The organism is Calothrix sp. 336/3, assembly GCF_000734895.2.
GTDB lineage: Bacteria > Cyanobacteriota > Cyanobacteriia > Cyanobacteriales > Nostocaceae > 336-3.
In genome coordinates, this window is sequence record NZ_CP011382.1 from 90,811 (window position 1) to 104,244 (window position 13,434).

9 protein-coding genes are annotated in these 13,434 nt (G+C 40.7%); 3 read left to right on the forward strand and 6 right to left on the reverse strand.

Annotated features, from left to right (window positions below; genetic code table 11):
* Window positions 1-215 precede the first annotated feature (215 nt).
* A complete protein-coding gene (locus IJ00_RS00425; protein ID WP_035148974.1) occupies window positions 216-1,772 on the forward strand; it encodes a TrbI/VirB10 family protein in 1,557 nt (518 codons plus the stop codon).
* A 21-nt stretch (window positions 1,773-1,793) separates the two neighbouring features.
* Complete coding sequence (locus tag IJ00_RS00430) at window positions 1,794-2,351, forward strand: hypothetical protein (protein WP_035148976.1); 558 nt, start codon at window positions 1,794-1,796, stop codon at window positions 2,349-2,351.
* A gap of 118 nt (window positions 2,352-2,469) precedes the next feature.
* Here the strand turns inward: IJ00_RS00430 and IJ00_RS00435 are convergent, their stop codons facing one another.
* The 5 genes from IJ00_RS00435 to IJ00_RS00455 form a co-directional block, all read right to left on the reverse strand.
* Entirely contained in the window at window positions 2,470-3,108 is a 639-nt protein-coding gene (locus IJ00_RS00435) for an MOSC domain-containing protein (protein WP_035148978.1), read from the reverse strand.
* A gap of 475 nt (window positions 3,109-3,583) precedes the next feature.
* On the reverse strand, window positions 3,584-4,975 hold the full coding sequence (locus IJ00_RS00440; RefSeq protein WP_035148980.1) for a serine/threonine-protein kinase: 1,392 nt from the start codon (window positions 4,973-4,975) through the stop codon (window positions 3,584-3,586).
* A 17-nt stretch (window positions 4,976-4,992) separates the two neighbouring features.
* Window positions 4,993-6,618 carry an ankyrin repeat domain-containing protein gene (locus IJ00_RS00445; RefSeq protein WP_046814681.1) on the reverse strand — a complete coding sequence of 542 codons (1,626 nt, stop codon included), beginning with the start codon at window positions 6,616-6,618 and terminating at the stop codon, window positions 4,993-4,995.
* Between the two features lie 125 nt (window positions 6,619-6,743).
* Window positions 6,744-8,495: a precorrin-3B C(17)-methyltransferase gene (cobJ, locus tag IJ00_RS00450; protein ID WP_035148982.1), complete on the reverse strand. Its 1,752-nt coding sequence runs from the start codon at window positions 8,493-8,495 to the stop codon at window positions 6,744-6,746.
* 91 nt (window positions 8,496-8,586) lie between these two features.
* On the reverse strand, window positions 8,587-10,734 hold the full coding sequence (locus IJ00_RS00455) for a polysaccharide biosynthesis tyrosine autokinase (RefSeq protein WP_035148983.1): 2,148 nt from the start codon (window positions 10,732-10,734) through the stop codon (window positions 8,587-8,589).
* A gap of 1,269 nt (window positions 10,735-12,003) precedes the next feature.
* Between IJ00_RS00455 and IJ00_RS00460 the strand changes: the two genes are divergently transcribed.
* Window positions 12,004-12,807: a calcium-binding protein gene (locus IJ00_RS00460; protein ID WP_144415954.1), complete on the forward strand. Its 804-nt coding sequence runs from the start codon at window positions 12,004-12,006 to the stop codon at window positions 12,805-12,807.
* Here IJ00_RS00460 and IJ00_RS28640 read toward each other — a convergent pair.
* Entirely contained in the window at window positions 12,787-12,951 is a 165-nt protein-coding gene (locus IJ00_RS28640) for a hypothetical protein (RefSeq protein ID WP_168163398.1), read from the reverse strand. The two genes, IJ00_RS00460 and IJ00_RS28640, sit on opposite strands and share 21 nt — an antisense overlap.
* Between the last annotated feature and the right edge of the window lie 483 nt (window positions 12,952-13,434).

Here is a 13,434-nt window from a genome sequence, read left to right on the forward strand (position 1 = left end):
CTTATCAAATTCATGATTTACGATTGCGATATTTGATTAATGAAAATATATTTAGGGTATATAAACGAAACAAACATCTCTGGAAAGGAGGAAAGAAATTTTCATGTAACGCTGTATTCATAACTTGATAATTAACCACCCTATCTAGATATTACTACGAATTACACAATATTTTATCCTTCCCCCGACTGTATAACTCAACCCCCTAAAAATCCATGACATCCTATTCCTTACCCTCGGAAAATTCCAATAATCACCTACCCTTTCAAAATCATAAATCAGAGAATTCTGGCTCAGATTGGGAATCACAAATGGCGAGATTAGTCGGTTTTGAAGATGAATCTCGCACTCAAACAGTAGCAGCAACACCAGTCAACGAAGAAACAGCAAATACCCCAGAAGTAAGCAGTGAAAAACAACCCCTTTCTGCTAACCCCTTTGCCAAGTTAAGTTTAGTCGGGGGAGGCACATTAATGATGGTATTATTAGCAGGTGGTTTTTTATCCCAACTGATGAGTGTGGGCAGACAAAAGCCCAAGGTAGAAAATAATTTGCTGACAGCGAAACCTGTAAATACCCAACCTGCCACAGCAAATTTAGAAACAGAAATAGAAACTCTCAAGACAAAATTAGCACTCACCGAACAAACCGAAGCTGTTAAACTTGCCCAGCAAAGATTGAGAACCAATAGATTAATTACTGTTGCTCGTTCCCCAGTTATTTCTGCTAGACAAGCATCATTTAACCCCATCACACGAACCGCACCCCAGCGCACAGTTTACATTTCCCAACCTGCACCAGCAAACCCCGTTGCGAGGGTTCCTTATGCTCCTCCTATCCCCGTCAACACCGCGATCGCTCCACCGATACAACCACCCATGCAACCACCCATGGTAAATCCTGTCACTCCCAAACCCGATCCCCTCCAAGAGTGGAATCGATTAGCCAAGTTAGGTAGCTACGGTTTAGTCTCTGCAACCCCTGCTCCTGCACCCACCCTGGCAGCAAATCCCCCCACACCACCCCAACCGACACCACCCCAATCCACACCACCAGAACCAACAAATACACAATTCAATGCAGTAGTTAGTCAAGCATCGGAGCAACAAAGTCCGAAATCTGTGGCAGTGGGAATGACAGCAAAAGCAGTACTAGCAACCGCAGTCTTTGGGGAAACTAGTCGGGGGAATGAGAATAAAGATGATGACGAGGGGAAAACTTCTTTTGTGGTGCGGTTAAAAGAACCATTGAAGTCCCTAGATGGAGAAATTGCCTTACCAGAAAAGAGTGAATTATTAGTAGAAATTCGTTCCCTTTCGGAACAGGGTTTATTACAGTTGACTGTGACTAAAGTTATTATACCAAATAAAGGAAATCCCATTGAAAAAACCTTACCTAAAAATGCTTTAATTGTGCGTGCGCCGGAAGGTAGACCATTAATTGCTGACCAATTTCCTAATAAGAGTGGTTCCATTGCTTCCATGGATTTAGGATTATTTGTGTTAGGGGGAATTGGGAAAGCCGCAGAATTATTTAACCGTACAGAATCCCAGGTTGTCACCACAACTACGAGTGGTACAATTGTCACCAATACAAATCCTAAACGCAATATATTAGCGGGAATTGTGGAAGGTGGTGTAACGAGTGTGGTACCACAGATTTCCCAACGTAACCAACAGGCAATTACCCAAATGATCCAACGGACAAATATCTGGTTTTTAAAAGCAGGAACTAAGGTGGAAGTCTACGTCAATCAATCCATGCAATTTTAGGTTGGTGGCAATAGGAAATTTATGAAAATTCATCATCCCAAATTTCTCTCTTCCCCTTGGTTTCATTTAACTTCGGTGATATTTGCCGGGACAATTGTATTTCTTACAAGTCGGGCGATCGCCCAAAATGCAGTGCTGCGTTCTATGTTTTCCTGTCAAGCACAAGGTTTTAGTGGAATTGTTCCCACAATCAAGGTTTGGTATCAACAGGGGACAAATTTAAGCTTTCTGCCGGCGGGAGAGATTATCAAGAAAGTCTGGTTGAATGACCCTTCTCAAGTCATAATTGATTTTGATGGAGAAGTCTGTCAGCAGTTTGGGCAAGGTGGCAATGCTAATAGTAATGATTGTAAAAGTTCAGGAGCAAATGTCATCCAGCTTCGACGTATTTCTAAGATAAAAATACCAGGAATTCCCCATACTAGTAATAGCTTGTTAACAGTCATCACCGAAGGGCAAGGGAAAACCAAACTCTATACCTTTCGGATTATTTATGATGATGGCATTCCTGATTATCATACCCTAGCAATTTACCCCGACCCCCCATCGGCGACTAATCCACCCTGCGTGAGAAAATAATTTCAGAACTTTGGTGGTTAAAACCAAATGCACTTCCAGGTCAGAGATAGACATAACTGTTGATTTGTAATACATCTTTGTCAGGTTGAAGTATCCTAGTATCGGGGAAATCACGCCTCTATAAAACTTCAATTTGCTGTTGAAAATAAGTTCGTAAACCATCTGCCAAAGCTGGAACTTGAATAGCACGACGCACTAAATTTTCATCAGCTTCATGCACGTAGATTTGCACAATATCAGCAACCGTGACATTGTTTTCATCTCGACTCACCAATTCAATGTCGTCTCCTACACCAATTTCACCTTCAAGCACTACTGAAAAGTAAATGCCACTCAATCGGCTGTGAAGAAACCGTTTAACCATATCATCACGTCCAAACTTAAGATTGAGCTTAAAACAAGGAAATCGGGGCTGCGTCACCATCACAACAGACGTGCCAATACGAAAGCAATCCCCAATATTCACTTCTGTTTCCGACAAACCCTCAGTCGTGAGATTTTCACCAAACGCACCCCAAGGCAAGTCATCATCTGGTAACTCCTTTTGCCAGTAAGTGTAATGCTCCATTGGATAAGCGTAAACTGCTTTCTCGACACCTCCATGAACAGTTAAATCTGCCTGTCGATCTCCATCTAGATTGAGTGTTCGCAGCATCACTCGTCCATTCACGGGCTGCTTAAAAATGCCAGTTGTCACAGATTTCGCCTTCCAACTCACCTCACGTGGCATTCCAACACAAACAGAAATCAATTTCATACACCACCTCAATAGTAATTGGGAGCAGACAACGCCCGTTTAGATTTGAGATTGATAGAAGATGACAACCAAAATTGGTGAAAGTAGCATCATTGGTAACAATTTAAGGTTGTGACGCATTTGTCAATCTACCTATAGAATCAAAAATTACCGAAAACTGGGATAGAAAAAACTGTTTTTTGGTTAGCGATCGCCTAATTTTTGGGTCAAACCCTCAGTGAAAAGATTCTTTTAATATAAGTAAGTTGGTGAGAATAAACCTAACTATGTAACAGATTGTAAAATCGGCAGGATTCTTGTGTTCGCAAAGCGTGCTCGAAGGGCTTATGCTTCATTTCACTAGCCTTCGGCAAGCCACTTCGTGTCTACGTATTTTTAACGGACTTTGGATGTTAGACGTGGATTTATAATCCCAGTTGAGTCAGATTTTTTTCGATTTATCGAATGTATCTAAGCTCATCGAACTCACTTTAAATCAAGGCAATTTCTCTAAAAATGCCCTAATTTCCCAAACTATCCATTTTTTTTCAGATGTGCTTAATAATGAAGCAAAGCGATATTTTCGGAGTGTTTGATTAAATACCGAAACCGTAATGGGCTGCATAGGTTTGGCAATAATATCCTTAATATCTAATACATATTCATGACAATTTTGAAAAGACCAACCTAACAGCCACCGCTTTAAATAAAATCCATTTTGGTTAATTTTAATTCTAGTTTTTGATATGGGACTGAGTACATAATCAGCAATAATTGGCAAAAGCAAGAATAAATATATGTAGAATGAAAGGCAGATAAAAATAAATCCAAATAAATTAAAAACAGATAAGTATTCAAAAACTAATACCCACAAAGTGAGTAAAAACAATCCATTTCCTAACAAGAGAATAATGGGAATAAACCAACTAGTATAGTGACGTAATTGCTTGGGAGGAATTTCTATAGTTAATTCTGCTTCGGTTTTATGGAAGATAATAGAACTGTTTTTTGGTCGGTGAAATCTTGTTAAAGAAAAATGGGATATAACATCTGAAATCTGTTTTTCTCCTCGCAGTACAGCTAAGGCTAAATTGGCTGAGGGAAATCTGTCATCACTGACTGGCTCCAGGATAATATCCAACCAGTTAGCAAAATCTGGGGAAATGCGAACATGGGGACGAAAATCTATTTTGAGATGGCGCTGTGGTAAATCTGCTGGGGATTTTCCAGTCAGCAAGAACAGTAGTGTAGTTCCCAAGCCATATAAATCCGTTGCTAACACAGCTTGTCCGCGAAACTGTTCAGGAGCCATATAGCCATAGGTTCCTACTACTGTGCTGCCACCTGTGACTGTATTGTGATAGGTATCTTGTACTGCACCAAAATCTACTAAAAATATATCTCCCCGATCTTTTGCTGTTGGGGAAAAGTTGAGGATAATATTCTGGGGCTTAATATCGCGGTGAATAACTGGGGGTTTGAGGGATTGCAAGTAAATCAGAATTTCTAAAACTTGTATGGCGATTTGTCGAACTTGCTTTTCTTGGGGTTGCCAACCATTTTCTATTAATGTGGCTAGAGATTTACCTGGCGCAAGTTGTTGAGCAATATAAAAGAATCTGTCAGAGCCTGTGTCTACTTGAAAATAATCGAGATAGCGAGGAATTGCCTGATGGTGGAGTTGGGAGAGAATTTTCGCTTCTCTTTCAAACAATTCGATTTTTTTCCAGTCACTCATCCGCCGAAATGACAAAGCTTTCAGCGCCACAGAATCGCCACTCTCTAAATCTTCGGCTGCATAGGTAATACCAACCCCACCTTGTCCTAAAATTTCTAAGATACGGTAGCGTTGTTGAATTACGTCTCCTGGTTGATGTATTAATTCCATAGATACTTGATTTCTAGTTACTCCTTTGCACCATTCTTGTTCAAAATGTCGGCGATCGCCTGATCATCTGAAGAGAGTTTTTTAGTTTTGAGATCGTCAATATAGTTTTTAGTGATTAGTTGCAGTGGAGTTCTGCCTTGATTATCTGTGGCGTTGATATTCGCTCCCCCTTTTATTAGCAGTTGGATAATCTCTTGAGTGTCTGTGTTAGTTCTGCCATAGACTGGCTGATTAGTTTTAGATATGGCTAAATGTAGTAAAGTTGCACCATTGCGATCGCGCTGATTAACATCTCCACCTGATTGGAGCAGTAGTTTGATGATTGGCGGTTGAGAGTTTTGCACTGCTAATTGTAGAGGGGTTTTACCATTGTGATTCTGGAGGTTAATATCTGCACCTTTAGCAATTAACATTTCGGCTATTTGGTAGTCACCTTGCGCAGTATATGGATTTGGTTCAAGAAATAGTAGGTGTAAGGGTGTATTACCGTGACGATCTGGCAGTTTCACATCCGCACCTTGAGTGATTAAAAATTTCGTTCCCTCAAGGTTATAACGACGAATTGTGCATACCAACAAAGGCATCCGCTCATTCTCACCATAGGGTGATGACTCCATCACTAAAGCATTGGCATTATGTACTTGGTGATAATAGTCTTTGATGGCATCAGTGTTTTGACACGTACCAGAAAGTGGCACAATTCCAAACGCACCTAAGACGAGCCATTTGTAAGCATTCAGCAGAGCGATCGCCATCGTAGATGTAGCAATAGTTGCTCCTACTCCAGCGATGGTTTTCCAAGATACAGGAGTAGTAACCTTAGGGGCGATCGCCTGCTTACCACTCAAAGCTGCTAAAGCTTCAACAGCAGAACTAAAACGTTCTTCCATATCCGGCTCTAACATTTTCTCTAACCAATCAGCAAATTCATCACTAATCTGTACATGATGACGAAAATCAATTTTCAGTCTTTCCATCGGCAAATCAGCCGGGGAACGGTGCGTTAGTAAAAAAAGTATCGTTGCTCCCAAACCATACAAATCAGTCGCAGGTACAGCTTGCCCTCGAAACTGCTCTGGAGCCATATAACCATATGTTCCTACTACCGTACTACCACGCATAAAGGTATTGTAATAGGTGTTCTGGACTGCACCAAAATCTACTAAGTAGACCTTTCCATCATCACGGCGGATAATATTTTGGGGTTTGATATCCCGATGGATCACAACGGGATTGAGGGAGTGGAGATAAACGAGAATTTCTAATATTTGCTCGGCTATATATCTAACTTCGTCTTCTGTAGTGCGCCAACCATCCGCAATTGAGGCTGCTAAAGATTTTCCTGGTGCTTGTGCTTGGACTATGTAGAAACAATGCTCTAATGTAGTTTCTGTGTGAAAATAGCCTAGATAACTGGGAATTGCCTGATGATCTAGTTGTGAGAGAATTTTCGCCTCCCGTTCAAACAACTCCATCAGCTTCCAATCATTCAACCGATGCAGTGACAAGGCTTTCAGCGCTACCAGTTGATGCTTATCTGTATCTTCAGCTAAGTATGTAGTACCGCTACCACCTTCCCCCAAAATTTGGATAATCCGGTATCGCTGGGCAATAATATCTTCTGGCTGGTGCAGCAGTTCCATAGGATTTACACAGTGGCATAGCGGTGTTGATGACTTATGCTACACCTTGAGTTTAGTAAATTCCAGTAGATTGCGTCCAACTTGAAGAATTGAATGCATGAATCAGCAATTGCTTCACAAGCCCTTTACAAGCTACTTGGAGATATTTCTCCTCCATAGCTACGGGGTGTATAAACCCAAACACCGCCATCAGGACGGGAAATAACACGAGTTTGGCTGGAGCCGACAATAATTACTGTGCGCATATCAGCAGTCTCTGGAGAAAATTCACCGAGGGTATCAACCTTGACTGATTCTCCCTTGCGTCCCACATTCCGCGCTAAAATCAGGGGTGTTTCCGGGGAGCGGTGATGTAAGAGAAGATTTTTCGCCTCCGTTAATTGCCAGGTACGATGCCCAGAGATGGGATTATAAAAAGCAATGACAAAATCTGCCTCGGCGGCGGCTTGAATTCTTTGAGCAATGATTGACCAGGGTTTGAGAATATCAGACAGAGAAATGGTACAGAAATCATGTCCCAAGGGTGCGCCAATTCTGGCTGCTGCTGCTTGCATAGCGGAGATACCAGGGGCGACTTGTATTTCAATATTTTGCCATTCGGTTTTTTGTCCCTGTTCCCAAGCTTCAAATACGGCGGCAGCCATGGCATAGATTCCCGGATCACCGGAGGAAACCACGGCAACAAAACGTCCCGGGGCTGCTAAATCTAAGGCTAGGGTTGCCCTAGAGATTTCTTGACGGTTGTCAGACTCATGGATATTTTTACCTGTAGTAAAATTACTCACCATCTTCAGGTAGGTGGAATAGCCAACGAAATCCGTAGCCTGCTGTAATATTCCCTTGACTTCTGGAGACATCCAGTCTGCTGTTCCGGGTCCTGTACCGATAATTGCCAAACGTCCCGGTGGTTTACCGATGGTGGGGATATCGAGGGGAAGGGGAGCGATCGCCACTGCAACAGAGAAATCATGATCACGACGGTGGCAAATTACTTCCCCAGAGGTTGCCCCTAAAGCTAACCTGACTGCCATATCTGCACTCTCATCCCCCCCTATTTCGGCAGTTGTTAGCAGACGCAGGGGAACACCGAGGGCAGCAGCTAGGGATGAAATGACTGGTTGCACAGCATCTAGGGTATGGGCAAATATCCCCGCTACAGATTCGGGAGCGATGTCTAGTTCTCGGAGAATGTTCTCCACCAGAGGTAAGGGAGAATTTTTGCTGTTGGTAGTGATGGCGATCGCCACCGTTGCCGGATGATAAACCAGACAATTCTGGGTGGAAACATCGGATTTTTCCGTGATTTTGATAGTTTTTTTCCCTTCCCTATCCCAGGGTAAGGAGCTATTTTGTAACCATGGAGCATTCCCTTCTAACCGCAGAGTATCCCCAGCGAGTAAGTCAGACATAAAAGTCTTAGCAAATTCGGGGCGGGATAGGTAATAACCTGGTGGTGGATCTTCCAAAGCCATACCAAAACGAATATCACCCGTGGTTGTAATTGCTGGTGAGACGTGGAGAACCTCCCCAATCTTTCTGGCAAGATGATTTACCCCATTCAGCCCACCGAGAAGCGGTACAATTGCACTGCCATCCTCCGCGATCGCTAACACAGGAGGTTCTTGACGCTTATTTGTCAGCAGTGGAGCTAGGGTACGAATCAAAATCCCCGTAGAACAAATACCAATAATTGGAATCCCAGTAGTAAATAACTCTCGTAGGGTGTTGCCAAATTCAGTAAATACCACGTCTACATCCTGAGTACGTCCTGCGAGTCCGTATAACCTGGCACCAGGAAAAGCGCGGATAATTTTTTGCGCCACAGGGATACTCTTTTGACCAAGGACGACAACTACAGGAGCTTGTTGAGCGAGCATTAAATCACAGGGAAGTCGTGAGGGTGATTAGGTAATGAGTTATTCTACCAAAAAAGGTCAGCCTCCTTCGGGGAATTCAAAATTCAAACAACTATCCCCAATGATTAGCGATCGCTCCTCGGACTGGTAAATTTCTCAGTTCTTCGGTAGCTTGTATCACCTCATCTCTGCTCACTTGACCAACGCGCCCCACCATAATAATTCCATCACACAGGGCAGCGATAATTTTGGTATCTACCGTACCGAGAATCGCCGGTGCATCGATAATTACCAAATCATAATTTTGACTAAAGCTATGCAATACTTCCGATAGACGCTGACTAGTAAGTAATTTCACCACGTCTTCCGAGGTAGAACCGGCTGCTAAAATATCAATGGCAGGGTGGATGGGTTGGATATAGTCTTTGATCGAAGTATTTGCCTCATCAACCAGTAATAAAGATAATCCCCAATCGTTACTCAAATCTAAGGTTTTATGGAGTTGAGGTTGGCGAAGATTCGCATCAATTACCAGCACTCGACGGTGCATTCTGGCAGCACTCACAGCTAAACCCAAGCTGACAGTTGTTTTACCTTCATCCTTAGTTGCAGATGTCACTAGTAAAGACTTGCAAGCTGTATTCGTTTGCAGAATTTGCAAGTTTTGGTATGCCATATCTAGCTTTTCATGGACGGGCAAAGCTGTATAGATATGCAGTAGTTTATCTGCCGGTGACTTGTACCACGCACCTTGTAGTAAATGTAGCAGTTGTTGACGACGAGATTTTAATTTGGGTACGGTGGTGAGTAAGGGTAGGTGAGTCAGTTGCTTTAACTCCTCACCAGATTGGATATTTTGATTACTTGCTTCTTTACTCAGAGCAACAGTAACACCCAAAGTGGGACCTAAAATTAAACCTGCGGCGAAAATTAACCAGCCATTGCTCCCTGCATAAGTGCCAAAATGAGGTGATTCCAGAATCTGCCAATTCACACCAGATTGTGCTATCTGCATATTTAAAGACTGCTGAGATTGCAGAAGTTTTTCCAGGGTTTGACGATGGATTTCCACCTCTGGCAGCAAGCGATTATATTCAGAAATCAAGGTAGGATATTTTTGCAGTTCACTGCTCAGTTGCTTCTCTGACTCCAGTAAGCTTTTTTCCTTCGCTCGTAAACCTGTAGAAGTGGCTTTACTGGCAATTAATTCTTGATTTAGTTTGGATATCCCTGTCTCTAGGGCATTTTTCTGTGTTATTTGCGATTTTTGGGTAATTTCTGCCTCAAGAAGTGCTGCTTGACTTTGACGTTGCTGGATTAATTCTTGTACTGCGGGGTAATCGTCAGTGTAGCGTTGACGTACCTGTGTTAGAGCTAAATCAGTTTTTTGCAGTTCTTTCAATAATGCTTGATAATTGGCGGTTGTGGAAGAGTGACTGCGAGATGATGTGACTATTGATTGCTGGAGAATTTGCGATCGCGCTTCAATTTCTTGCAGTCGCGCACGAATGGTTTGTAGCTCTTTGCGAACACCTCCCAGGGATTCTAACAACATCTTACCCTGTACGTTGGGGTCAAGTACCTGATGCTGTTTGCGAAATGCTGCCAGTTTTTCCTCTGCTTTCACTAACTGCTGCTTTTCCTGGGGTACGCGATCGCTAAAAAAATTCATCCCCATCGCTAACCGAGATTTATGCTGTTGGCTATTGTAATCTTGATAAACTTTCTGTAATGCTTCCAGAACTTTTTGACTTTTATTCGGGTCTTCACTAGTAAAAGATAACTCAAAAACTTGACCAAAAGCTGGATTAACTTCTGTCTTCCCAGTCACCGCAGTTAGTTCTAAAGGATTTTCTTGACCATTTTCTCCTTTGATATCTGATAAAACCATGTCAGGATAATCATCATGAACTAAATGTATAGCCCTTTGCATCAGTTGCGAACTTAACATCAGTCGTAACTGTGGCGTATAATCAACCTGAATTTGATTCCACTGACTAAAAGCCTTATCTTGCTCCTGACTGGGATTGTTGGATTTTAACCCCAAATACATCGGATTATTAATCAATATTTGCATGGAGCTTCTATACATCGGCTTGGCATTTAATGCCATCAAACTTGTCACCGATATGACTGCACAAGAAACACCAACAATTAGGAAACGATGATTTTGTAACGTTGTAGAAATTTCCTTGATACCTAATGACTTTTGAGGAGATGCAACAACAATTTTTCCTCGATTTATAGACGTTTTAGTCACTGCCGGATTCCCTAATGTTTAACAAATTTTCTCATAGTCACTTTTCAGTATTGTTCGTAGCGTTGCGATGATTGTAGCTACTGAAAAGACGACACGAAATACATCAATTAGTCAACAGTAAACAGTTATTTTTCTTGCCTTGTTATACTAATTTGCGGTCATAGGTAGTAGTCTTTATACTGTCATTGCGACGGTCGTAAAGCCATCTCATTATCCTGAAACAACTACGACATAAAGCAACTTAGTATTAAATTATAACTGCCGTTGAAAATCAACTAAATCTCATTCTGTTTCTCCTAATAGAGAAGAAATTTAATTGCATCATATTCACTACTGTCAATCGTCAAGAATGATTTATACCTATTTTTATTCCATCAATCGTGAGCTTTATCAAGCTAAATTCATCTTCTCTATATCGTCAACAGGCTTTTTTATATCTTTACAAGACTCTGATAAGAAAATTCTGTAATTAAAGGTATGAATATCAACAATTAATACATGAAAATATGCGAAAAATATTACGTATTTATCTACGATTCAGAGCCAAAAAAATACCATGAACTTCAATTATTCTGGCATCGCAGACATAACCTATTATGTATTTTATGCAACTTGTAGTTATAGCTTAGCCTCTGCGATGCTCTCACAAAAAACAATAAATAGGTATTAGTAATTTTCAGAGATGGCAATCTATCTGGATAAAACTCATCTATTTTGAAAACTTTGTCAATCAAGATTTTCAGATTATTTAATGATATAGAAATGAGAAATTTTCACTTTTCCTGATGCACAAGATTTACTAGGTAATTCCAGTCAGAATACTGTTATCAACCAGCAATTAGCAAGCTCTCAATCATAGAGAAACTTGCCAAAATGATAACTTTTCTATACATCATCTTTTTACTGATAAAATGATATATAGTGAATGGCATTAGATACCTGAGTATTTCCCATAGCAGAGATATCCTAGAGACAGCAAAGGGCATTAATTGTATCTTGAAAAGAATTAATATTACCTATTTGAGATTTTATGCCTAAAAGGATGATTGTAAATTCTTAGTAAAGAGACAACAACCAGAGAAACACAGTTTTTCTGATAACTCTTGTAAGGATTTGTAACATAAATTCTCTTGGTTTACGCAAAATATTCCCTGGTAACTAAATAAATATTTAGAGGTTGACAGTATGAGTGAAAAATTAAACACTTATCACACCATTCACCACTGACTGAGTTATGTATTCAACTGACATGAATAAGGAGAATAAATTTTGACTTCCATCAATGGCAGCATCTATAACGACAACAACACCATAAATGGTTTTCCTAGCATCTTTCGTTCCCAAATCAACGGAGACATTTTCGCCAATAAAAATGATATTATTTACGGCAAAACTGGTAACGACATTATCGATGGAAAAACTGGTAATGACTTGATTTATGCTGGACCAGACAGCCCTGTGAGTGGTTTTTCTGATAATGATACTGTATACGGTGGCACAGGTCGTGATACAGTCTACGGTGGCTATGGCAATGACTACCTTTATGGGGAAGCTGGTAACGATTACCTCTATGGGGAAGCTGGTAATGATTACCTCTATGGTGGTATTGGTAATGATTACCTCTATGGTGGTAGTGGCAATGATTACATCGATGGTGGTGATAGTAGCGACAAGTTATATGGCGATGCTGGTAATGACACTTTGTTAGGTTATGGCGGCAATGACTACCTGAATGGTGGTTTTAGTAATGATATTCTCTACGGAGAATATGGTTATGACACCTTAGTCGGTGGTTATGGGAATGATACCCTTTGGGGTGGTGTCGGTGCTGATAAATTTGGCTTTAACTCCAAAGATGAAGGTATCGATATCATCAAGGATTTTCAACGTAATCAACGTGACAAAATTGTCATCTCCAAAGCAGGTTTTGGTATAGCTGATGTCAGCTTATTTAAGTACAATCCTCTGAATGGTCAACTATCATTCAATAATCAAGTATTTGCCATCATTGAAAATAAACCTGCTGGTTTCAATGTGAATTCTGACCTGACATTAATTAATGGTACTATCTAATACTTTATTTACCCCTACTAAGCAGGATATGGGGTAATTATTCTTTGGTGATGTGTCGTTAAAAGTTTTATCTATCAGGGTTTTTAAGATTCGCGCAGTTTTCCCTGTGGGCGATCGCCTGGTGGAGGGTAGCTCTATCGTCATACTCATTTTCCCCAAAACCACACATTCTTATAAGCAATCTTAGAGAGGGCAAAATGCTCTCTTTTTTTATGAAAAATCTTTTTGTAGCTGAAACCTATTGCTTGAGCCAAATTTATGGGTTTTGTTTCTTTTGATTTGATATCAAAGCCATTTTTTATTGTTTTTTGTCAAGTTCGTATGATACCAAAATAGACAAGTTTACTCTGTACTTATCCTGATGTGTGGGCAAACTTTCTCAAGCTATCCCTTATATTTTTACTAATTATACCTGCATTTGCAGGAATACGCAGACATATAAGCTCTTATACTTATCATCGAAGTTTCTAATACTACTCTCTACAACTAAAAAATTTAACGTAATTTTACTTAGAAGTTAATTGTATATATAAAGATTCAGTATACTATGAGAATAAGAATATAAATCGTGACAGTTTGAAGTTTGCGAGCCAATCAATTAGGAGAGTTAATCCTCGTTTTTTGGCT